This window comes from Halonotius pteroides, assembly GCF_003605635.1.
Taxonomy (GTDB): domain Archaea; phylum Halobacteriota; class Halobacteria; order Halobacteriales; family Haloferacaceae; genus Halonotius; species Halonotius pteroides.
Genome location: NZ_QMDW01000031.1, coordinates 1 through 24,373 on the forward strand (window position 1 = coordinate 1; position 24,373 = coordinate 24,373).

The following is a 24,373-nucleotide window of genomic DNA, read 5'->3' on the forward strand; positions in this document are numbered from 1 at the left end:
ATAGAAATCCCTGATGGATCTGTTCGGCCTCGTAGGTCGTGAGTGCATACTCAAGGCCAGTGTTACGTATCTGCGAAAGGGGTTGTTGAAAGGAAACGCGGACAGCGTTCGGTTCAATCCGTGTCTCAAGCCAGTGATGATAGAGCTCCTCGGGATCGGTCACCTTCGACTCCTTGAGAAATCCCTTTGATTCGAGTTGGTCGAAGTAATCGTAGGCCCACCCCTTCGAAACCTTCGCACGCTGTGTAATCTCGTACCGGCTCAGCTCTCCACCGGGATGATTCAGCAGTACCCGGTGAAGACGTTCTTTCTTATAACCCCGTTGTCGATCCGGTTTCTCAAGCAGCATACTATCTAGGTTATTTCTTGTACTTATATACTTAACCGAACGTTCGGCTATATCAGATTTTTATATATCTAACCGAAACATGGCTTCCGAGGACTCAACATAAATCCGTGCGATGTGAACTCTAATCTGGCCAAAGAGAGCTTAAAATGTGGATTCATTGACTCACGCAATATTGCAATAGTCGTATGTTGCAATAGTCCTATGAATACTTCCCCGCGAAAGACCGTCGTTCATGATCATCTCGCATCTGGACCACAAATTCGCCGTGATCAAAACTACCGGCTACAGACTCCCGCCACCCAGTTACCATGTCGGCGTATCGGTCAGTGATTGAGTTTGGACCGACATTCCTGCTGAGACCGACTTCGATCATGACCGATAGCACGGCGAGTGGGGATGGGTTGTAGATATCTTGGAGGACGGAGGGGGAACGCTCACCGGTGACGAATGGGAAAATCAGGGAGAAGAAAGAGCTCGGTCGCGGATCACCCCGTATATCCACAGACGCCGGAACGTGGCGAGTTTACTACTGGCAGGAACTGTGGGCGTCCACAGTCGTGATCGTCGGCACGGGCTTGACAGTACAGTGCATCAGGGCCACGATGGTGCAGACAACCTTGGCAAATCTGCTCGGCTGCGTCTCCGCAGGACGCACACTCTCGGTCGGGTAGCTCGTTTCGGGTCAGCAGTAACAGCCCCTCCTTGGGAGTTGAGATGTCTTCCTCGCTGTCGGAGGCAAGTGTCGATAGCTCCCACTGCCCTGTTTCGACGACTGAAAGGGTAAGGTTGGTACTCGACCCCCAGTCGTAGACGTAGGAGATCTCCTTGGCGGTGTGACGGTCCAGGACGGTTCCCAGCGAGACATCCATCGACTGGCCTCGTTGGGATTCTGCTCCGAGTACGCCCGGACTATCGTTTTTGTAATCGGTGCCTCCGATCTCAAAGCTGCTGAGATGGTGACAACACTCGACCCAAAAGTCCCGCAGAAACGAATCCAGAGTCAACAGTGTTGTCTCGCGGTGTAAGAGGGTATGTATCCAGTAATCGCTCCGCTGAGTGCCGCTGATCCGAAGGACAACAGCATTGGTTCCCGTCTCGGGTGCTGGGAGACAAGACCGGAGGTGGCGGTTCATTCCGCGTTTGGTGTACGTTTCCCCGCAGAGATAGCACTGACCATCGGTCATATCCTTCCGTTCAGCGTAGGCACTAATATGTCGGTCGCAACCGTGTTGAGGTGTTACCATCGGCGATATGGGGTGTCTCACCCGTGTCATGGAGATAGTGGTCCCAGGGTCGGAGTTCTCATCGACACCCAATCTGAGCAAACAGCAACCCACGGCGACTACTCGTTGAGGTACTGTCCTTCCCAGTCCGCCCGCGCCTCAATTTCTCTATCTCCACGGCGCGTGAGCGTGTAGTAATTGGTGCGGCGGTCACGCTGGCCTTTCTCTACGAGTCCCTTGTCAACGAGAGTGTCGAGATTCGGGTACAGCCGGCCATGGTGGATTTCTGTTTCATAGTACGATTCGAGTTCATCTTTGATCGCCAGTCCGTGTGGCTCATCACGTCCAACGATCACGTAGAGCAGGTCACGCTGAAACCCAGTTAGATCGTGCATCGGCAATGTCCAATCTCTATTTGTTCTCTCAGATAATAAATATATTGAATTGAGTAATTTATATACTCTGATACGAACCGTGCGAGGCCGTCGCGTGCCTAATACGTCTATACGGTGATTAGAATCACTGCCAGTAGTGTCAGTTTCCTGCCGGACTGTGGATAGCTTGGTCGCTCTCCCGATGCAAGCAGCCTACTGGCTCAATCCCATTTTGAACCGGGGCATCCTCGCTTCGTTCTTGGAGTTGACCGCAGGAAGGAGTACGTGAACTCAACGGGCCAGGCGGTTCGTGAAGGACTGGTTCGGTTGAGAGCTCTCAGTCTAAGTCATATCCCGAGTTCATCTCGCAGCTGCTGTTTCGCGTCAACATCGCCAGATGCGTGACCGAGGGCGAGATCAGTGACAACCGACTGCCAGTCCTGGACTTGTTCCATGAGTGCTCCGGAGAGTTGGTCATCGGTTTTGTCTTCACCAGCCACCGTCCGTACTGCAATCCAACCGCGTTGGGGAAAATATTCGATCACGGCACCAGCGGTAGGTGTTTGCAGTGCAATGCGTTCGGTTTGTCCCGTTCCAGGACTGCCGCTCATTAACGACATCGCAGTGTGTATTCCATCGGCCTCTTCGAGGGCTTCGACCTCTTCAGTTGGAACCGATTGTTCTGGAAAGGCTGCTACGACATCGCCTTGGGAAATCTCGCCTGTTTGCTCGATAATCTTGCTGACGTGATCCGGGTCGGTGAGTGCCGGGCCGGGACAATCATGGAGCCGAAGTTTCGTCAACGTTCGAAACGTCTCTTCGCAATCATCACACGTGTGAGCCATTGATCACTCTCGGTCGGTAGCTACGCACCGCTGCGTAATTGATTTTGCTACTGGCTACTGTGCATTCGACGCCACACTGCTTGTTTTGGCTGTGTAAGTATCAGCGAATACAGAATGTGCCTCGATCAATTCGCACTGGACCACACTACGACGCAAATTTAAGCCCACTCCGAAGAGACTGACAGTATGGTCAGCGGCCTTCCTGCAAGACCACTCTCCTACCCAGAAGTTGCGGAGCTCAATCGCTCAGATGCTGTTGGGTTTGTCTTTCTAGCCACCCCACAGAGCATCGAGACTGCTGACGACAATAGCCGCCGTATCTATGACCTGCTGATCACGTCTGGGGAGACCATCTCAGCAGTTGTCTATGAGGATGAGGATACCCGCGGCTGGACTGCTATCGCAACGGCAGCTGCTGATGCTGACAAAGAGGAACTGGTTGCGGATGTAATCGCGCATCGAGATTACGACATCGATGATGAAGAGAAGGCCCTCGCATTCGTTTCAGAACTCTACGGCACGATGAACGAATTGAGTGAGGACTTGGTCGCCGAGTAATACGTGAAACTGGGTTCTGGAGACACTCAGCCGCGTAGACTGAGAAAGCCCTGACAGCTACCGCGTCTATTTTATCCTACAGCACGGAGAGAGCATAGGACTACGGGCCATTCCTCGAAGAGTGTCCAGAGGTGGCAAAAGAAGAGACACGGCATATCAATATCCTCAACGAAGGTGGGCGACTCCCCGAGGGACGGTACCTGCTGATAGAACTGTTCTGTACCGATCCAACGTGTGACTGCCGCCGCGTTTTCTTCAATGTCACCCACGTCGAGAGCGATCAATTGCAGGCAGTCATCGCCTACGGCTGGGAAGATCGGGAGTTCTATCGAGACTGGTTTGGCCGAGAGGCACAAGGCTTCATTGATGAACTGAAGGGTCCTTCCCTGAATACAGCGAGTCCACAGTCACCTCTCGCTCCGATACTCCTGAAGAAGGTTGAATCAGTACTCGAAGACGAGGAGTACGTAGATCGTATTGAACGCCATTATGAGATGTTCAAGCATGCGATCAGCGATACGCCGGGACACGCGAAGTGATAGGGATCAGCACTGATGTTCGGAGATTCCCACGAAGAAAACGATATACGAGAAAACCGCTAGACACGAGAGACTATGAACTACTCTGCTGATCCCTATGAGTTGCGGTGAGTTCAGTGCTGTCGGATCGGTCGGGGCCCGTCCATTGATCTCTCTTACCACCCGTATCCGAGGCTTCCTGATTGGCCTCACCGCTCCATACGTGCTGGAGACACACTGATATCGTTACTGCTCTATCTGCTTGGTTACTTCAATGCCGGCAGTGCCCAGTTGGATTGTTTTGAACACCAGTGCTACGGCAACGATACCGGCCGCCCCAGCCATCGACGTGGCGGCCATGGTGGTATCGTAGGGGACTGCCCACCGGATCGTGCCCGTCCAACTGCCAACCATCACACCAATCGTCCCGAGGGCCAGCATGCCAAACAAAATGCGAGAATTACGAAGTACAGCCCAGAGCAGTAGCAACCCGATGAGTGCCATACTTCCAGCGGAGAGTGGAGTCACCAGGTTTCCAATCAGATCGGGGGCTACCACTGACGCCATCAGCGCAGCGATTGCCCAGACGATGAGTAGGGCTGTTGTGAGCGTATCCACGAGCAAGCCGACCGCCACGGGCTTGCGTGGCTGTTCGTCGCCAGTCATATCGCACGCTACTGATGGGTGGTGGATAAAACGTCCTATCGTCAGACTTGTCACGCTCGTTTTTCATACAGAGAGTGATTCGCATACAGAGAGATCCGTATACGGCAATTCGTCCGGGTTACTCATCGGTGTCCGTCAACAGCGACTCACCAGCGGCTGGTCAATTAGCTGTCTTCTCCCCACGACTCGTAATCGTCGGAGTCGGTAACAAACAACCCCTCGTCAACAGCATAGAGGTAGCCGCGGCTCAACAGCCGGTCAAGTGCGTATTCGGCGTCTTTATCAGTAAAATCTGTGTCCAGTAGCTGTGTATGTGCCTTGTCCCGAGGGATGGCTTCATCAGGCTCGGTCACCTCCAAGAGAACCTCGTAGGCACTTTCAGCGACAGCCCCGAGTGGCCGCTTATCTCTGTGGTACATTTATACTGTGAATCTCCCGTCTCACTACAGATGTGGGGGTCAATAGGTATCAATCTCGGGGACTATACCTAGAGACCGCAGCCTAATCGACGGTCTTTCGACTGACTACATCTCGTCTCTGGTTGGTCGTTACAACTCGAAAACGGGGAGTGTTTCAAGACTAGTTGCCGACTTTTCATCTTATTTCAACTTCATGAGCATCTTCGATTTCATCAAAGAGTTCTTCATCGGCAGTATCGGGGGCTATACAACGGACAGTGTGTCTTCGTTTAGAGATACAAGACCGAATGTTGGAACTATGTTTCGCATATCGCCTCAATTAGTTCTTCATACAAATCAGGATGGCTCTGTTTCAGAATTTTTGCGTCTGTTTCGAGTTCGGTAATCCGTTGGCGCACGCGTGAAGCAGATTCATACCGCTTGCTGTCATCAACATCTACTTCGCCGGCAATGCGTTCTCGATCAGTTTTGGTCATGATTGCTGTGACTCCCATATCACCATTCGTTGAGCCGATGTAGTTTAGACATTAGGTTATATCATCATTGGAATTAGCTCATATCACAACATTAGGTTATAACCTAACTTTTATTATCGCCGGAATACATTCTCATAATGAGAAGCGCGGGATCCGGTCAGAAGATGGCCGGAGCGTGTTAGCGCACGCCCGACCGCGCTTCGTTGCGCACGAAGCATGAAGATAGAATTCCCAACCGGACTTCAGATTTCCGGCACGAGTACGCAGACTGAACAGTTCTGCATAGCCCAAACCACAGAGCACAATCTGTCTCACACACCTCGCAGTAACCCATTCTTTGGACAGCAACTCGCACCCAAAGTCACCAATCGAGGTAGTAACAGAAACACGACATACGCACAAATACCAAGAGGGTGCGGCGATGGGTGATGACACTGTCCCGTCGTCCACTACTTCGCGGAATGGTTCGTCATCGTCAGAGTTAGAGAGTGATGAAGAGCCGTTAGATCCAAGCGGGATCGCTCAATTCGTCAGACACGACCGCTGTCCACGCTATCTCAAACAGCGGTTCGAGCCTGGCTCAGAACCCGACGCCCGTGAGTGGCGGGAAGCGTTCAATGTGGTGAATCCCGCGCTCATGGGAAGTGGCCAGGAGTTCGAAGCAACCCAGATCGAAGCACTCGCTGCCAATGCAACGAAGATCATTGGCCCGGAGTGTGACGACGGAACGAAGGCCGGCGTGCCTGATATCATCGTTGATGAGACGTGGGAACCCTCCACTGAGGGTCGCCGCAACCAATTCCAGGCGGCCCTCAACGCGGCTGCGACACTCCAATCGACGACCGAGAAGACTCCGTATATCCTCTGCTATCAGGTACCACTTGGCGGCACGATTGGTGATGAGACGTTGTGGGGGGAGGTCGATTGTCTCGTTCTCGCCCCGACAGCGGCGACCGACGTATCTGACCAGACCACTGCCACAGAGTGGAGTGCGTCGGCTGAAGAAGAAGTTCCAGCAGAGCTAGGACCGGAGTCACTGTCAGGTGGTGAGCAACCCCAGAGCCAGCCACATCCGGACGGCACCGACGCTGCGGTTGTCGCACGCGTGCTTGAAATCAAGAGCGCAACGAAACAGAAACCAGCGCACTACGTTCAGGGGTCGATCTACAGTGCACTGCTCGATCAATTCCTGAGTGAAGAAGCCACACCCGCCTGTCGCATTGAGACAAGTATCCTTACACAGGAGACAGCCGCTCGGTCAGGTGACTCGTTGGATCCCTTCGAGTTGCCGACCTTCTCTCGCCACGAATGGGAGTTTTCCGTTGAGCAGCTGCTCGCTGCGGATGGCCCTGTCGATGAAATACTGGGGTCTGATCTCGATGAGCTCTCGTTCTCAATCGACCGCGTCTGTAACAACTGCGCCTATCAAGAGGCCTGTGCGACGACAGCCGTCGAAGATCCGACAGCCCCAGCCAGTCTCTCGCTGCTCGGCCTTGATCCGTCTGTCCAAGCTAGACTGCACAATGCCGGCGTGACCAATATTCGGGATCTCTCGACGCTGCTCCCACGGCAGAATAACACGCATCCAACCGACGAACCACCGACACTCACCCTTCCACCCGAGCAACAGCGACAACTCGAAGAGACCCTGCCTGGATCAATCCATGAGACTGTTCAGCGAGCACAGGCAGTGCGTGGGGAGATCGATCCGGAGTATCAATCCTACAGGAGGCCACCTGCATTCCCCGATAAGGGATGGATTCCACTTCCAGACGACCGCAAAGATGGCTGGGGGAATATCGAGGGGTCCAACGCAGGGGAGTTGATCCACGTCGGGCTATTCGTCCGACCAGATACGGCGATCAACCGCGTTGCAGCACTCGGGGCCTGCGTCTACGCCGAAGCACATGGCGAATACATCACTATCGGTGAGGTCATCGATGCAGTGCCAAACGATCCAGATGTCGCAGCCGAAGTTGAGACAACGCTGCTCGACCGATTCTGCGACCAACTATTCGAGGCGATCGAAACAGTCGGCACAGCGCTCGGTAGCCCGGAGGAATCGGCTATCCACTGTTATACCTACAGTGACCACGAGACCGAGTTCCTCGCCGAAGGCCTAGACCGCCATGCGGACACACTCTCGCAAGCCCGCGCACTGCGTGCGCTGTGTAGTCTCGATCTAGAGGGCCATACCGACGTTGATCAATCGATGATCTCACCGGTCCAACCGATCATCAAGGATCACTTCGCGCTCAGCTACCCCTCGGAGGGGCTCCTCACAGTCACCGACCAGTTCGATTCAGACTGGGATCTCGACACGTTCGACCCCATGGATGGTCGGGAAGACGAACCAATGCTCCGGGGCATCTTCCAGGAGCAGTTCCTCAACGAGTCGGTTCAGTATCTCGATGATGGATCGGGCATTCGACTGCATCTCGCAGACGACCGACTCCCTGACAGCCCCGCCGCTGCAGCTGCCGAGTCAGATAGCGCAATCCCAGATGGCTGGTATCCCATTCGGAAGCGTTCGGGTGGGCAATTCCCCATCGAATATATCTGGACCGTGACGCCGCGACACCCCGGCGACAGTACGCCACGACTCACACCCGAGACCGTCGACGAGTGGAACGACGGTGACAGTGCAGCGGATCTATGCGATGTGGTCAGCGGATTCTATTATCGAACGAACAGGCAGGAAGAGCCGCTCCAGCGACGCGATGTCGAATACCTCGTTGAGCAACTCAGTTCGACACTCCTGAGGCTCGTCCAGGCGATTCCCTACAGGGATGTCTACCGATCGAAGGAACCGATCGATGTAACGAGCCTTGCTGACTTCGAGGTACCAGTCTCGGAGCTTCCAGCGGCGGCCCGAGACTACCTCCGGATGGAGTTCGGGAATAGCCGTGAACAGACGCTGGAGCACTACCGGCAACCACTCCGCGACCGCACTCGGGGTGGTCGCTCGATGCCGATCCGGTGTACAGCTGTCGAAGAGGAACAGGATGGCTCGGTCACGATCACTGGTGAACTCGCCTACGACGCGTTGTTTGACGATGCGGACACAGCGAGGCAGATCGCCCAACAGACCCGACTCCGAAGCGGCGACGGTGTTGGCGGTGGGAGCTGGCGGCTTCTGACACGGATGCAATCAGCTGCATCGAGTAGCCAGCCCAGCAGTGATCCAACAGCCACGGTGAATACCGGATCTTCGGAAGCCAATACAGAAACTACCGTTACTGGCGATGCTAGCCGCGCGGCTGCGACTAGTATATTCGCCGACCCGGAGAAGGAACTCACCGTCGAGGAACCCAAGCACATCAAACACTCGCCGCCAGTACTCGTCGATGAATTCGACACCGAGGCGGGGACGATATCGTTGCGGACCTTCCCACATCGCTTCCAGAGCAACTACAGCGAGTTTCGCGTCGATCACTGTGGGTGGGAGAGTCCTGCCGGCAGCAATCTCGATGATTCGGATGCACTCCCTGCCGAACGGGACGGCTATATCGCCGCCCGAGAGCCGGTCTGGATCGAGCCCGGTGACATCTATATGCTGGATCCAATGGTCGACGACTTCGGGTCTCAAAAGACGGACTACGCACTGCAGTCCACGACAATCGAGGAGAACGTCCTCTGGCAGTATCTTCGGCGGATTCGCCAGGGGGAGTCGATCCCGCTCAACGACAACACTGTCGTTGATCCAACTGCCGTCGATGGGTTCCTCGGCACACTGGCCGATGCAGATCAGTGTCTGGAGCCAAACGTCGACCAGAACCCGTTCATCCGTGCTGTCGATCGGTCTCTGGTGCCGTTGCATGGCCCGCCTGGGACTGGCAAAACGAGTGGCGCGACGGCTCCAGCCCTGCTCGCCAGAGCCTACGCACGCGCACAGGACAACGAATCATTCGTCGGGATCATCGTCGCCCCGTCCCACGAGGCGGTCGATGCAGTACTCGATGGTACGACAGCGTTTCTCGACGACTGGCGCCAGACAGAATCCGGACTCGAAAACCTGCAGTTGGTTCGTGTGCTGCCGTCGACGCCGCCATCGGCTGGCGACCGTGTCGATGACACAACGGCGGCTGTCGACGTGACATACGCGAATTACCACAGTCAGGATGGTGAGGAAACGCTCCAGGGCCTCGCCGATGAGATGTTCAACTCGGCAGATGGAGAGGCCGACGCCTCCCAGCAGCTTCTCTTCACTACTCCATCGACCCTGTATCGCACCCTCGGCATCATCGCCGAGCAGCGCTCAGAGATCAACGACGATTCAGCCCCGGCAGCGATGCGGTACGAGGCGGGGCTTGCCGATGTGGTCTGTGTCGACGAGGCGAGCATGCTCGATATCCCGCAGTGGCTGCTGGCTGGAAGTGTCCTCAAACCGGATGGGCAGTCGCTGCTTGTCGGGGATCATCGCCAACTGGCGACCATCACTGAGACAGAATGGGACGAGACGCTTCGCAAACCACTGGCGGAAACCAAAGCGTATCTCTCGGCGTTAGAGTACGTCCACTGGCTCAACGAATCAGTCCCTGTCGCAAGTGACGACAAAGACAGGGATCCCAAGCCCAGCCATACCGTAACGGATGGTGGAAGATACCTGACGGACATGGAGCAATCAGAGCTTTCTGGATTCACTCTCACATCGTCGACTCCTCCAACTGGTGGTGATGATCAGTGACCCGAGATAGCGGTGCCGATCCGATTCCAATGGAGGAACTCACGGAGTCTCATCGGTTCGATAGTGAACTCGCTGCGTTGCTCACCAGATTCCAGTACCACAAGGATGACATTACGCTCACGGCAGCCGAACCACGGCCACTACCCTCCAGTGCCTATACTGCGTCGACAGCGGGTCTAGAGGCTGTCTTCGACTCATCAGCGTCGCTCGTGTTTGTCTGCTATGATGATCGCACTCACCAGATGGTCAACCCCATCGAGGTGACTCTCAGCCACGCCATCGCTACGGCCGTTCGCCAACCGACGGAAATCCGCCCGGATGGTGGGACAGCAGACTTCCGCAATTGGAGTGCCGATGGGACCGGTCGGACAGATCCTGCCGCACAGATGGATATCACCCAGACCGTGGCTGCCCAACAGGATCCGCCAAGTTTCGGTGTTGTAACCCCCCATAACGCACAGCGCGGCGCACTTGAGACACAGTTTCCTGAAGCAATAACGGCCAACACTGTCGAGAAATATCAGGGCGGTGAGCGTGATATCATCGCTGTGTCGGCGACTGTCTCTGATCCAGAGTTCGCCCGTCGGGAGGAACAGTTCATTCTCAATCCCAACCGGCTGCTCGTCGCGATTTCACGCTCTCGGCTCCTGACAGTTGTTGTCTGCAGCACGTCGTTGTTCGAAGTTGCCCCCAAGGAAAGCGACCGCCTTGCAAACGGTCCGGTCTGGGCACGGTTGTTCACCCAGACGGCCGGTACTGACCCGACTCCAGCGTGGAGTGGTTCGCTTGCAGCATTCACTGGCAACTCAGGGAGTTCGCATGCATCCGTTCCGGTTCGTGTGTATCCGAGTACCGATCCCGGTGGAATGTAGTCGGTCAGTTCCCCCTCTGCTGTACTGTTGTTGATTGCCTGAACACGTAAGAGGGATCCACTGCGACGGCTTGGTCAGGCGGGTTTGCCGTAACGGTCGTCCAATTGTCCAGTCAAACGCCCAGCAAACTATCTCTCAGAGCAACCAGACTGATTTTCGCTCGACGAGCATCTATTACGATGGTTTGGAGTCTCTGTCTGTGAGCTGCTAGCAGTTACAGCAACAGTCGTGAGTCGATTGGCAGCTCACCCCGTTTTTGCGCTGTTTCGACGAGTCCGGTCTGTATGGTTTCCGGCGAGTAATCGTGCTGGTGGTGTAATTGTTCGAGGAGCTCAGCAAGTCGGTGCTTGTGTGTCGATTCGTCGTTTTGACTCTGGATGATCATCTCGATTAGTTGCATGCTTTCCCAGAGTATCTGGCCTGCTGGCGGAAGGCTCTCTGGTGCATCGATACTGGTGAAGGGCTCTCGATCTGTCGGTAGTGTGTAGTCAGCAGGAGTGGTGAGGTGTGCACACCCGTCTGCATCGACATCGAATGCAAGCTCGGCTACGGGTTGCTCGGTTGCCTCATCATAGACGACGAGGTTGCGGTCGGTAAGCTTGTCCGAGCAAGACCCTACGACGGGCTGCTTTTCGGTCATCGTATCATATTCAGCAATCAATTCTTCGGCGAGTCGGTGGTAATCTGACGGACTGTTTAGCGGTGATTGCAGTTCTGTCATTGCTTTTACTCCACCCCTTACCAAATAAAAACGAAATACGTTCGATGGGCCCTCTTGGTCGGATCAGGATACGATCCAATGGGGCGTATGAACGTGTCTCTGATGCTCTCTCCAGAGTGGTGCTCTCTTTGGAGTGATGCTCTCTCTGCTTCGGAATTGTTCCCGTCGTGCTCTCTCCACCGCGGCAACCGCTTTGCTCTCAACTGCGCGCTCTCTCCCACGAACGCGGGTTGCTCATCGGGGGCTGCAATAGCAGTGACATCCTCCGCGTCGTAACCGATACCGCTTCCCGTACCGCAGCATTGGGATATTTGTTAGTCTACGGCACTACGTGTTCTTGTGGGGCTATTTCACCCGTTGAGCTATCGAACAAGTTGACTGAGAGCTGTGCCAGACAGCCGGTACTCCTATCCACAGAGGGATTCGGAGTTATCTCTTGAGATTTGGGCTATAGACTGTCGATGCACATCCGCTTCGGCCAGAATCACGCTGCGTCGACCATGCCTCAATCAAGCAGTCGCAGGAAACTGACTGGAATGTCGCCCTGTTTTTGCGCTGCTTGAACCAGTCCTGTCTCGATTGTTTTGGGCGAGTAGTCGTGGTGTTGGTGTAGTTTTTCGAGTAATGCGGCCACCTTTCGAATCTCGGTTAGCTCGTCATACGGACTGACGATGATCCAGTGGACAACCTCAACAATTTCGTAGATCAGCTCCCCTGCCGGCGGGAGCGTCTCCGGGTCATCGATGCTTGTGAATGGCTCTTTGTTCATCGGTTCTGTGTAGTCTGCGGGCATGATGAGGTCTGCCTGCCCATCAGAAGAGACGCCGAAGCTCAGCTTTCCCACAGCCTCGTCGGTATCGCGGTCACGGACGACAAGTTCTCGATGGGGGATCTCGTCCGGCCACTCACCAACCTCAATCGTTTGTGTGAAGGCTGGGCCATGCCGCTGTAGTACTTCGTTGGCAAGGTGCTGGTAGTCAGGGTCATTCTCGCACTGCTGTTGGGATTCTTCCATCTCTGTTACCTCCACTCATCACACCCAACAAAAACGCCAAATCGCTGGGAGTCTGCAGTGTGGTGTACCGTGTCGATGGTCTGCCAGCCCCCTGGAAACGCCGACGACCGATAGCGGATTCTATCTGCCGTTCCACCGTTGCTGGAATGCAGAATGGGCAGTTCGGTTGTTGGTTGATCGCACAATATCCCTCTGAATGCTGTGGCGGATGTAGACCGTCGACGGATGCCGCCGTTCGGTCAATTTCGATATCGGTGGGGCCGCCACTACCGTTGTGACTTCGGAGATTCCATTTGTTTTAGCCCCGTAGATATCTTCTACACCATCGCCCACTGTCAGATGCTACCACAGTAATTAGCGTGGTAATTACAGCAGTCATTACTGCTGTCATTATTTGACCTATCTCATTATTGAGGCGGTAGCTATCGTCAAGTGATAGCATCATCTGAGAGCCGACTGCCAGCACGCGAGGAACATGCCTGCCTGTCAAAGTCTGGAGATTATCGGTGCCAACGGTGGATATTCTGTCGGTTGTTGTTCGCGACTGATGTAGCGGATGCCAAGCGTATCTGTACTCATACACCGGACTACTGTGGGCCCCGTCACGATCACAGTGTAGGTGGTTGATGCTCTTGGGTTGGTGACTGACACCCGTCGACTCCGCTGAACTACACCGGCTGAAAATCACATATGTGTACTGATAGCTATATGTTGATACGGGAGTATCGATTACGAGTTGTTGGGGCTGAACCTGCCCAGGTGTAGCTATCGTAACGGGTGTGTTTCAGAGCGAATCGACTACTGATATGGCCACCTGCTGAACGCTTGAGTGGGGGTATCACTGATCCGGCTATGTGCACCGACCATCGTGAGACTGGCCAACGTGATGCTGTCAATCGAGATTGTACACACCCCACGTTCCAAGTGTAAATTGACTGGGCTACTCGAAAGTGACACACTGGATTTCAGCCATGATTATACGGTAGCTGATACAGTGATTGCTAGTCGTTTACTGGTGGAAACCACACCCCGCCTTCAGCAAAACATATCAGAGCACCAATGTAGAGTCGACCGGCTACGTCGGCATCGATGAGCCCGGTAGCTGTCGTCGTCAACAAGTGCGGTCACATGGATGGCGTTGATATTCGGACTGGCCGGTGAAAGGGGGTATGAGTAATTATGAGTGGGGCTGACCACTGAGTGCTGTCGTCACTGGCCGACCGGAACTCCCGCTGTTTGCATCGCCGAGCAACCGGCCCAGTAGAGTGCCGATCTTGACTGAGTTGTAGCGGTTCAGTGGTCGGGACTACTAGTAGTGCCGACCGCCGAACGCCGGGCGTTGCTGTTCCACACTCGCGGTGACTGTTGACTGGAGAGTGCCGATTGCGGTCGTAGTCAGTCGGGGCTGAACTGTGTCGAACGTTGGCCGGTTGCTGCCGATAGAGGAACCGCTGTCAGCGGGCGACTGGGACTGTTGAGAAGTGCATAAGCTTCGTGATACATTAGCCGTGGCGACCGGCTGTTCTACACTGCCGAATTGGGCTGGGCAATCGCTGTCGAAGTTGTCCTCACACTGTGGCAGCTGGCCGGCCATCCTACCTGCTGTCTGGGTTGACTTGCCTGTGTTGCGAACGCTACTGAGAGCCGCCCTGATCGGCCCGGTAGTCACTCAGTCGCCGCTGCCGATGCACTGCTGATCTGACGTTCGGTGTCGTGTTGAACCGACCGTTGAATCCGGGGTGTTTCTCTGTGGGATTGGCTGTCCGATAGCCGCTGTTGAGTCGGACTGTGCTTCGGCAGTTACCCGCGTCTAACTGAAAGTCCTATCAAGAACTCGATAGACCTATTCGTGGGTCTGCATCGAGGGGGCCGTCCATGCTGGCCCTGTCGGTAGTTGGTGGCTGCCGCCATGTCAGGCCTCTACACTCAGGCCAAAATCAAATCTCAAGGGAACCGTGTCTACCACGCTTGGGCTGACACTGGCCGGGTGCCACACAGCCCTCACTCTGAATCACTGAGCAAGTGATTCACTTGTGGCCACAGTCCACCCACTGTATCATCCCACTGATGATTCTACAGTGTGGACCATAGGCCACAGATTAAGCCCTCGCAGGTTCTACTCCCCCCTTCCTCTAGACGATGGCCCGATTTTGGAGGGGTGTCCCATCCCCCATGGGACACCTGTGAATAAAAGTCTGATATAGGTCTTTGAGAGATTCAGCAAAAGGCCAATTTCGACCGCCTACACATATGTATCTTAGATATTTCAAAAGAGGATGACGCGGCATTCGTCTTAGTTATTTCCTGTCCCACCCCCCATGGGACGCCACGCCGTCTGGTTATATTCACAAGTTTGAAATTACAGTAATATATATTATGTATGTTGGAGCTCTGTCCCACCCCCCATGGGACACTCCGCCGTACTGCGATTTGGGAATTATATTATTGATGGATGACGCTATGTGTCCCACTCCCCATGGGACACTCCGCCGTACTGCGATTTTCTGAAATTCCCCTCTAATTGTTATATTTCTCAGAGGTGTTTATTTCATTGAGAAAAATAGAAAATCATCGTGTAGTCGATATTCGCTTGATTTCAAATTGACATTCTACTGCTGACCTGTCAATGGCAATCCGGCTATTGGATCACTTAATACCTAACAACGATCCGACAGCGAAAAAAAAAAGACAAAACCAATTAGGAATGTTATTATTTTAGGATTATGTAATATTTTGTATATCATCATCCAGCGAGATTGGATGATATACATACGGTCTATCATCATCCATTCGACGCCGGTCTTTCTCGATCCCGAAGGCATCTTCAAGGATAGGTGTGAGATTCCCCTTCCGGTTGCTTTCGGGGAGGGATGGATCTAGTTCATCTAGCTTGATATCGTTCATCTCCGCCCACTCCGTGAAGACAGAAATCAGTGTATCAGTGCGGGTTTTGAGAGACTGGTTATCTTCTTCCTCAGTGGTTGCATGATGCTCGATGAACTGTGCAACTGCATCGATATCCACGTCGATGCTCGGGTTGTCTAGGTCGGGTTCTTCGTATGTATGGAATTTGGTAGCTCTATCGTTATCGGCGTCGTCTTCATCCGCACTATCTGTGCTACTTTCTCCGTCAGAACCGATGCCGTCCGCACTGCCGAATATGTCCTCGCTACTCGCACCACCCGGAACATCACCGGCCTCTGGTGGGCTGTCATCGTCGTCGTCATCGGTCGGCTGATCGGCCTCGTTGGTCGTCCCATTGGAGCTGGTATCGCCGGTGATCTTGACGCCAGTTGCCTCGGTGCTGTCCCCATCGGAACTGCTCTCACCTGCACTACTAGTCGCGCTCTCACTCTCACCCGACGCGCCCGATTGCCCCGACTGTTCTGCCGCCGACTGCTCTCCGTCCGACGCCGACTGCCCCGACGTGCTCTCCGACGAACCACCCGAACCGCTCTCTCCATCTCCGGGTTGATCGTCGGTGGTCGGCTGGCCTGACTCGCCATTTGTGTCAGGTTTCGTAATTACACTATCGTAATTATCCCAGTGAATCTCGAATGAGTGCTCCTCCCCTATAGCTGCCAATGTTTCACATTTCTTAGGAGCTTTCATCGTCTCGAATGGTCCGTGTGGACCATCTCGCTCCACCAGTTCGTCTTCGCTTACTATCTTCTCTGATCGAGCGTAGTACAGCATGGCATCTTTCGGGGCCTTCACATCGAGGATTCCTCGTTCTCTGACGTGCCGCCAAAACACGAATTTTTCCTTGGGCGAGAAGGAGCCACCGGGGTTATCTGCTCGGCGTTCACCCTCGGCAACGAGAACCGCAGTGCCGGGCGTGTAGGCTGTTTCACGTTTATGACAATATGCGATTTCCTCGCTGATGACACAGAAGTAATCTTCGGACTCGCCAGTGTGACCGAATGGCGATTTGCCACGGAAACCTTCGCCGAGTGAGGTCACATCTTTGAAGTTGAGATTGAATAGATCGTTGTCTGATTCAGTGGTATAATCGTCTGGGACGTTATCGAAATTGCCGGGGGTAGAACTAGACGCACCTTCTCTGACAGCTGGACTCAACGCGCCATTGTTTGGCCCGATACTCGGCAGGAAATTCAGGATCGTCATGGCGAGTGGCAGCGTCGTCCCCTCGGCTCTCGGGTCGGGATGGTAGGCCGGTGCGGAACGAATTGGATGGTTGGTTCCCTCTCCATCTTCGTTTTGAGTCAAGTCCTGCTCGACGTATCGGCGTTCGTCTGGAAGGTCGTCATACGAATCAATCTCGGGATAATCGATGCTACCGTTGAATAGGAGCTTGTCAATCCATACTGGTGTTTCGACATCACCACCCGAGCCAGCATTGTGCATCGCCCACATTGCTGGTGGGGCGAGTTGGCCCATCCCATCGGAGAGATAATCGTCGAAGTCGTACTTTGTCTCGCCGAAGCGAGGTAGCTCAATCAGGTAGGTTTCGAAGGCTCGATCAGGGGTGGCTGCCGAGGCAGCGACAGGCTCGGTCGAGGCTGCTGGGCTGTCATCAGAGTCAGTGTAGCTCTTGTCGCCGTCAGCGTCGTCACGGTTCCATTTCGAGTCAGGGATAGTCTGTGAGTCGGCGTCGTCTGTACGGCCCTGTGAGCCGGCTCTGCGACCGACTGCATCAAGGTGCATTGCTGTCCGTAGCGCACCCTCGAAACCGGGCCCTTTCTGCTTGACTGTCAGTGCGTCAGTAATGTCCGAATCAGGGCCGGCAGTTGTCAGTGGTTCCTTGCCCGGCTCGTCTGCATCGGAATCGTAGCTGTCGTGGTAGTCCTCGGTGTATCGTTGTGCGACGGAACTCGCTGGTGGGTCGGCGTCCTGAATGATGAATACCTGCGGCACGTCGTGTTCCAGTATCAGGGACTCCAAGTGAGGGAAGTGCTGTTCTTTGAACTGCTTGGTGACCGGCGAGATGCACGGAATATCGAATTCGTGTGCCGTGATTGCGTCGGCTATCCCTTCGGTGATGACGAGTGGTTCGCCTTTCTCGATGCTCTCTGTACCGTATATCGGCTCTCGAAGATGCCGGTCTTTGGGCTTGATGTATTTCGACTCACTGTGGAAGTCCGGCCCTTCGCCATCTCGACCGCCGGGGATGTCGGTGTTGATCGACCGTGAAATGAGGAATTCTGGATCTCCTGACTCGTCGAAGTACGGCAAGACATAGCGGGCTTGGATGAACGGAAGGAGCTTTCCGTCGTCTGTGACGTTGAACAGCCCGGTTGCAAGCATCTCTCTGTCAGTAAAGCCTTCTTCAACCAGATGCTCTCGAAGCGAATCCATGTCTCGGGGTGCCCAGCCGAGTTTCTTTTCCCTGATAGTCTTTGGACTCCAGCCACGATTATTCCGCGTCTCGATATTGTATGGCGTGACTGTCTCGGTTTTGTCCTCGGCGAGTACGTCAGCGGCATCGGATTGCTCAGAGTCATTACTGGATTCATTACCAGCGGTGTCCTCTGAGAGTCGGTGACTGGCTATTCCTGAGATGTCGAATTCGTTGGGGCCGTCCGTCTCGGCGATTATATCGGTTCGCGGGTTGATCTGACGGGTCGCAGCTGGATCGTCGTCGTACTTGGGGTCACGGAAGTATTCACGGGCGGTCTCCGGTTTCCGATACCCGGCGTCTGGGTTCTGTTCGTTCCACTCGACGTTTTCTGGGATTCGGTTATCGAGATTGTTGTGGAAGAACTCGATAGCCTCGGCCATTGCCGCCTTGACGCGCCATCCTGTTGGTGGGTCAGCTTTAATGCTGGCTTCGAGTTCGCGGAGATCGTCATTCTCGGCGAGGAGTTCTTCTTTCGTCTTGTCGGGTGTGTCTGGAGTCTCCTCAACAGGGGAGGTGTTCAGAGTGTCGTCGTCTTCGCCGTCCGATCCTGACTCGTCGGACGTAGTATCGCCTTCGTCGGGTGTAGCATCCGGGGGGTCACCATCACCACTACTAGTAGCCGCCGTTTGCCCATCCGGGGAATCGGCATCTACACCTCCCGCACTTCCATTCTCACTCGGGCTTGTCTCTGCCTCTCCACTCTCCGAGGGTGCTGTGCTGTCGGGTGTGTCGCCGTTGGTTGCCTGCTGTGGCGATTCTCCATCGTCATCGTCGGTATCATCGTCGTCGGTGTCAATACCGACTTTCCGTTCGATTTCAGGGCCGTCCTCTGATGAAGGGTCGTTGATCGCTAGTTCGTTGTCGTCAGCATCGTCCGGGCTGTAGAGTTCGCCACGCTCGACGGCATCTTCTATAAGCTCATGTGCTTCGTCTCCGCCGACTGTTTCTCGTGCGACAATCGCTACCTGAATTTGCTTCTTCGGGATGGCTTCTTCGTACACGTAGCCACGCGATTCCCAGAGACCTAACCAGTATGAGGCTGCGCGTTCGCCTGATAGAATATAGCCATCATCTTGTCGGAGTATACTATCAGACATTTCGCCGACTTTGATAGCCGCTCTAGCTTGCGGTTCAGTTTCAATACCAAGGAGGTTGATGCAGAAATCAACCATATCATCTTTACTTATAAGGAAGCTACCATCAAAACCACCCATTTCCCAGATTTCGGCCCACTTATCGCGGTCGGCAAACTGCTCTACGTCATCGCAGTACAGGTCTGGTCGCTCGGTGGGCAGTACGAGTCGGAGAATCGTATCGCTCTCAGTATCGTATTGCAGGTCGATTGTTTCGGCTGGGTCGGCTTCGAGGAGGAGATCGAATTCCTTGCCGATATTGACTGCATCTATTGCTTTGTCTTTTGAGAGCCCGAGTGCGCCTCTGATCGCTTTGGGTAGATAGTCCTCGGGAATCCCTGTGTTGTAATCAAGGTTGTAATCATCCCAGATGGTTCGCCACATCTCTATCTCGCCGGGATGCTTCGCGCCGAATTCTTCTTTCACTTCGTTTAGACGTGCGTGCGTAACGGGCGGGTGATCCTTTCGGTAGCCGTGGATAGTCTCTCGTGTGTTCACTTCCTGCCGAAGTTGTTCAAATGAGTTCATTAGAGTGGAGTAGATTGCTATTGTCGACATCTGAAATAGTTCAGACACCGATGCATGGGCCAGTGGGTGGTGGCTTGCAATAAGGTTAATCCAGTTTTTTGATGCTCAGTAAACAACAATGTGAGAATTCAGTGGTTGTTTTGGGGGTTTTTAACCAACAATTGCAAATTTATCTGATGTTGTTGGTTGAAAATTACGCAAGGTTCTATGTCAGCGACAGGGCACCAGTATCAACAGCAATGGCGGAACGAACTCAATCACAGTCGATATGACTATTTTATTATGAGTAACGCAGAGTAAGATCCGTCTGGTATGACCAGTCGCAGTCCATGTTCGACACTGAAACCCGAGACACCAGACGGTGCCAGTACATTGGCTAGCACTACTTCTGGGGTTTAACGAGGTCTCAGACGAACTATTACAGTAAATTTAACCTTATTTACCGTAAATTACTGTCATGCCGCCTGAAGGATACAACAGTCTAACCCTCTCTGATGAAGTTATGGAGCAACTCGGTGCTGTGATGGTCGAATATGACTGTGACAGTTTGAGCGACGCGGTCTCGACCGCGTCAGCTCTCGCTCTCAAACAAGACGAGGCTAAATTAACGCGGATTCTTGCAGATAAGTTGGAAGATTGACGAATGAAACCCGATTCAGCGTCGTGATCGGTGGCAGGTTGGCAATTATGCTCTCAGCTTACTGTAAAAACAGTATATTTTACTGTAAAACATCGGTGCTGACAGAGTTAAACCCCAGAAGTAGTGATAAGGTATAGAAACAAGTTTTCATCCCTAAGGCTAATCTTCCACCATGGGTCGTCAAAACCTCATCGAACATCTGCAGAGCCTGGCCAGAGAACTCGGCAAAACACCCACCACAGAAGACATGCACGAACACGGGCAGTACTCTGCTCAAGCGTATTACTATTATTTCGACACGTGGGAAGAGACACTCGAAGCTGCAGGTCTTGAGTCGACCAAAACAACTCGTAGTGATCTGATCGAAGATCTCCAGCGGATACAAGAAACTGTTGGAAACCCATCTTCGTGGGCCGATGCAATCAGAGAACGCGGCAGGTATCCCCTCTCTCAGATCTATTCGAAGTTTGGTGATATCGACTCCGCTCTCGATGCGGCTAATATAGACAAAGAGGTACCGTCTCCCATCAGTAAAGATGAAATAACTGCCGAAATCTCACGGCTGGCCACTAACGGAACTCCTCCAACGGCTGATCAGATGGATGCAGAAGGTTCCTACTCTGCACGAACCTGTGGGGATCGCTTCGGAACGTGGAACGATGCTGTGCGCGCTGCAGGATACGAACCGTCTGGAGCATCAACCGAGTATTCCGATGACGAACTTCTCAACGAGATAGAACATCTTGCCGAGGAGTTCGGACGGCCACCGACGACGAGAGAAATGATCGAACATGGAAAGTACACTGCCTCTGTCTACTTTCGGCGGTTCGACTCTTGGAACGACGCGGTAAGTGAAGCCGGATATAGTCCCCACAAGGAGCGCCAAGAAGGCGGTAATCAACGTATCCCGATGTCTGAGTTGCTCGATGAAATTGAAACAGTCGCAGATGAGGTCGGTGGGCGACCGACGGCCGAGGATATGCTCGAGTACGGTGCGTATTCGATCACGCCATACGTGAGCCGATTTGACTCGTGGAACAACGCACTCGAACGGGCGGGCTTCAGTCCGTTCACTGGAACCACCGAGGATCTGTTCTCACGAGACGAATTGCTCGCTGAGATTCAACGAGTGGGTCAACAAGTCGACCGGCCGCCAACAACGAAGCAGATGAACGAACTGGGCACGTACTCGACCTCCCCGTATCAACGCCTGTTTGGGTCATGGGTAGAAGCTCTGAGAGAGGCCGGGTACGAACCGACGACCCACCAGCTTCGCCGATATCAACCATAAGACATCAGCCGGTGTGTCATCCAAACACGCATGGAAAAAGATGTCCGCTATTCTTGGTAAGTCGTAACATCAATCATCTCAGAAGCGACCAGACTTTATTTCTACCACCGAAAGTGTCGGTTACCCTCATGGCGAATACGACTCACCCTTGGCTCCCCGAAGATGCTGACGAAAATTTTGATCCACTTGACCATGCGGATGTAACACCCTCTCCCGACACTCCATTGGTTGTTACCCTACGTGGAGGTGATCGAGAAGTCGGTCGGAGTTGTTATCAGGTCGACACCCAGCACGGCCGGTATCTTGTCGATTGCGGGCTAAATCAGGGCACCGGTGAGAAGTTCCCTGACTTTCGGGGACTCCAACCACAATCAATCGACGCTGTATTTCTCACGCACGCCCACGTCGACCACTGCGGTGGGCTGCCAGTCCTCGAAAACCGGAATCTCCTTGCTGATGAGGCTCCCATCATTGCTACCCCACCAACGGCCTCAATTGCCTCGCTCATGCTTGAGGACTCGTTGAAAATTCATCGCCGCGAAACCAATGGCTCACAGACAATCCAACAGTTTACGAGTCGTGATGTCGCCGAGGTGTGTGATCGTTTCCAGACGGTCGACTACGGCGGTGGCCGTATCGAAGGCGTGGCTCCAGTCTCGGATGTCGAACCAGCAATCTTCCAGTTCGGCAACGCAGCTCACCTCCTCGGATCTGCATGGGTAATGATCCAGACCGGTGGCTATCGTGTGTGCTTTTCGGGTGACCTCGGTGGCAGAGCCACCCACCTTCCCGATATGAGTCCGCCACCAGAGTCAGATCTCCTCATGTTGGAATCGACCTACGGCGACACTCACAGTCACCCCTCCCTCAGTGGTGCTCGTACAGGCCTTTGGACTGATATCGAACGGGCGATCCAGACGAGGGAGCCCGTATTGATTCCAACCTTTGCCATTGGGCGTGCCCAGACAATTCTGTTGATCATTGCCGAACGCTTCCATACCCTATCTACTGACCTTCGGGATCGTCTCGAAATTGTTCTCGATGGGATGGCCGTCGAGGGGACTGAAATCTATCATCAATACGTCGACGACGAGACCTACGTCGACGAGTCGTTGGTCAACCGGGTGACCGAGAGTGGTCAGACTGAACCGTTCTTCCCGGAGTCGATCACTACACCTGAGACAGACCAAGACCGGCAAGAAATCCTCTCACGTGCAGTACGTGATGATACCGTCCCAGTTATTATTTCGCCGTCGGGGATGCTAACCGGTGGAAACTCTCCGCGGTATCTGGCTGAGTTTGCAGCCCGCTTCGGGACTGCTTCGGTTTTCCTAACGGGATATCAGGCTGCCAATACCACTGGCCGGATCCTCCAGTCACAGTATCAGGCTGATCAAGAGGCGATCTCGGCAATCATTGATGCAACACCATTCGGTACTGACTGGCCTAACAGTACTGACGTTCAATGGGTTCACCCCGAGAATGACAACGGTTCAGAACTAAAAACCCGGCTTTCGTTCCCTGCTGACTGGATCTCCCTGGTTGACGGACTCAGCGGCCACGCCGCACAGAGCGGGTTACTCTCATTTGCTCGGACAGTGGGGCCAGACACAATCGCGCTCATCCACGGCCCCGACTACGCCCAAGAACGGCTTGGACCCCACCTTGCTGAGAACGTCACCGGTGTCAAGCAGGTCACTCGAAGCCGACGGCTGAGTCCTGTCGCCGTTGGTGCTGATTCGGATGTCGACACTGCTGCAATCTCACCAGAGGAGATCGACAGCACAGGCTATACCGACCTCGAAGACCAGATTGACCACCTCTATGACCTGTTGAGCCAGCTTGACGGAGAGGTTGCTGCTGCTCGCAACGAGGCAGGGCTCTCTGAAGCCGAGATCCGGGAGATCGTTCGAGATGAAATTGAAACAGAAGAGTGAATCATCGAGTGGTCTTGCAGATTAGTTGAGACACATATACCTCCGCTTGGAAGGTTTTCTTCATTTCAGTTGTTATTTCTGATCTCGAAATCGCAAGAAGGTGGTTTAATTACCCATATTCAGCACCCTTCAGGACGAATCTCGGGAATTATGAATCGCAAGAAGGCGGCGGTTCAATGATTTATAACTGACACTATAATTATTTTCTAGAATTTACGAAACTCATGAAATAAAAGAAATAGTTGCGATAAAGACATATTTATATGAAATAAAACGCAAGACAGCGGCGACCCATGTGAATGGTTACAGGGGTGCTGAATATGGGTAATTACCCGAAGTAATTATGTTATATCTATACTTAGTCGTCAGCAGTTACAGTAATATAGTGCTATTTTACAGTAAATTTGCGGCCCGTTTAGTCGTGTTAACTGAATATGACTTTGTTAATCCGCCGCAGCACTCCTCATGGCCCGTTTGAGATCTTTACCCACCACTGGCCAGAATGGTATCTTGTCTGTCACAAAACCATCCAAGCGGAGTACAGGGCAAAGATGATAGCGGAAAACCAGCACTCAACCACAATGGGATAGTCAGTGCTCTCGAAAAACCTCGGCCAGTTCATCTCGCATTGACTCCCGGCGGTATCGGCGTTTCTCGGCCTCCGAGAGATAGTTCTGAGAGACAATCTCCGTACTCGACGAGCCTCAGTCGATCACATTGAGAAGTTCACTGTCTCCGATAGTGGAGGCTAAATCGGTA

16 protein-coding genes and 1 pseudogene are annotated in these 24,373 nt (G+C 53.7%); 7 read left to right on the top strand and 10 right to left on the bottom strand.

Annotated elements, in window-relative coordinates; genetic code table 11:
• The 4 genes and pseudogenes from DP106_RS13860 to DP106_RS13875 form a co-directional block, all read right to left on the bottom strand.
• Positions 1-349, bottom strand: a pseudogene (locus DP106_RS13860) (hypothetical protein); the annotation flags it as partial.
• A 485-nt stretch (positions 350-834) separates the two neighbouring features.
• A complete protein-coding gene (locus DP106_RS13865; protein ID WP_120086256.1) occupies positions 835-1,533 on the bottom strand; it encodes a hypothetical protein in 699 nt (232 codons plus the stop codon).
• Between the two features lie 158 nt (positions 1,534-1,691).
• Positions 1,692-1,967, bottom strand: a complete 276-nt coding sequence (locus DP106_RS13870) for a PadR family transcriptional regulator (protein ID WP_120086258.1) — start codon at positions 1,965-1,967, stop codon at positions 1,692-1,694.
• A 326-nt stretch (positions 1,968-2,293) separates the two neighbouring features.
• Positions 2,294-2,791 (bottom strand): hypothetical protein, encoded by a 498-nt coding sequence (locus DP106_RS13875; RefSeq protein WP_120086260.1) that lies wholly within the window; start codon positions 2,789-2,791, stop codon positions 2,294-2,296.
• Positions 2,792-2,977: 186 nt separating this feature from the next.
• Between DP106_RS13875 and DP106_RS13880 the strand changes: the two genes are divergently transcribed.
• Together DP106_RS13880 and DP106_RS13885 are read left to right on the top strand one after the other, a co-directional pair.
• On the top strand, positions 2,978-3,349 hold the full coding sequence (locus tag DP106_RS13880) for a hypothetical protein (protein WP_120086262.1): 372 nt from the start codon (positions 2,978-2,980) through the stop codon (positions 3,347-3,349).
• 131 nt (positions 3,350-3,480) lie between these two features.
• A complete protein-coding gene (locus DP106_RS13885) occupies positions 3,481-3,888 on the top strand; it encodes a hypothetical protein (RefSeq protein WP_120086264.1) in 408 nt (135 codons plus the stop codon).
• Between the two features lie 225 nt (positions 3,889-4,113).
• Here the strand turns inward: DP106_RS13885 and DP106_RS13890 are convergent, their stop codons facing one another.
• From DP106_RS13890 to DP106_RS13900, 3 genes are all read right to left on the bottom strand, one after another.
• A complete protein-coding gene (locus DP106_RS13890; RefSeq protein ID WP_120086266.1) occupies positions 4,114-4,533 on the bottom strand; it encodes a hypothetical protein in 420 nt (139 codons plus the stop codon).
• A gap of 164 nt (positions 4,534-4,697) precedes the next feature.
• Positions 4,698-4,952, bottom strand: a complete 255-nt coding sequence (locus DP106_RS13895) for a hypothetical protein (RefSeq protein ID WP_120086268.1) — start codon at positions 4,950-4,952, stop codon at positions 4,698-4,700.
• A 296-nt stretch (positions 4,953-5,248) separates the two neighbouring features.
• Positions 5,249-5,446, bottom strand: coding sequence for a hypothetical protein (locus DP106_RS13900; RefSeq protein WP_120086270.1), 198 nt, complete (start codon positions 5,444-5,446; stop codon positions 5,249-5,251).
• A 403-nt stretch (positions 5,447-5,849) separates the two neighbouring features.
• Between DP106_RS13900 and DP106_RS13905 the strand changes: the two genes are divergently transcribed.
• Complete coding sequence (locus DP106_RS13905; protein WP_120086272.1) at positions 5,850-10,115, top strand: AAA family ATPase; 4,266 nt, start codon at positions 5,850-5,852, stop codon at positions 10,113-10,115.
• Entirely contained in the window at positions 10,112-10,987 is an 876-nt protein-coding gene (locus DP106_RS13910; RefSeq protein WP_133305160.1) for an AAA domain-containing protein, read from the top strand. Before DP106_RS13905 ends, DP106_RS13910 begins: the two co-directional genes overlap by 4 nt.
• Before the next feature lie 214 nt (positions 10,988-11,201).
• Here DP106_RS13910 and DP106_RS13915 read toward each other — a convergent pair whose 3' ends face one another.
• The 3 genes from DP106_RS13915 to DP106_RS13925 all read right to left on the bottom strand — a co-directional run bounded on the left by DP106_RS13915 (position 11,202) and on the right by DP106_RS13925 (position 19,644).
• On the bottom strand, positions 11,202-11,708 hold the full coding sequence (locus tag DP106_RS13915; RefSeq protein ID WP_133305161.1) for a hypothetical protein: 507 nt from the start codon (positions 11,706-11,708) through the stop codon (positions 11,202-11,204).
• A gap of 505 nt (positions 11,709-12,213) precedes the next feature.
• Positions 12,214-12,723, bottom strand: a complete 510-nt coding sequence (locus tag DP106_RS13920) for a hypothetical protein (protein WP_120086277.1) — start codon at positions 12,721-12,723, stop codon at positions 12,214-12,216.
• A 2,721-nt stretch (positions 12,724-15,444) separates the two neighbouring features.
• Positions 15,445-19,644, bottom strand: a complete 4,200-nt coding sequence (locus DP106_RS13925) for a hypothetical protein (protein WP_165857910.1) — start codon at positions 19,642-19,644, stop codon at positions 15,445-15,447.
• A gap of 559 nt (positions 19,645-20,203) precedes the next feature.
• On the opposite strand from DP106_RS13925, the gene DP106_RS15580 reads away from it, so the two are divergent.
• The 3 genes from DP106_RS15580 to DP106_RS13935 all read left to right on the top strand — a co-directional run bounded on the left by DP106_RS15580 (position 20,204) and on the right by DP106_RS13935 (position 23,614).
• Positions 20,204-20,386, top strand: a complete 183-nt coding sequence (locus DP106_RS15580; RefSeq protein WP_133305162.1) for a hypothetical protein — start codon at positions 20,204-20,206, stop codon at positions 20,384-20,386.
• A 172-nt stretch (positions 20,387-20,558) separates the two neighbouring features.
• Entirely contained in the window at positions 20,559-21,677 is a 1,119-nt protein-coding gene (locus DP106_RS15585; protein ID WP_133305163.1) for a homing endonuclease associated repeat-containing protein, read from the top strand.
• A 128-nt stretch (positions 21,678-21,805) separates the two neighbouring features.
• A complete protein-coding gene (locus DP106_RS13935) occupies positions 21,806-23,614 on the top strand; it encodes an MBL fold metallo-hydrolase (protein WP_120086282.1) in 1,809 nt (602 codons plus the stop codon).
• Positions 23,615-24,373 lie beyond the last annotated feature (759 nt).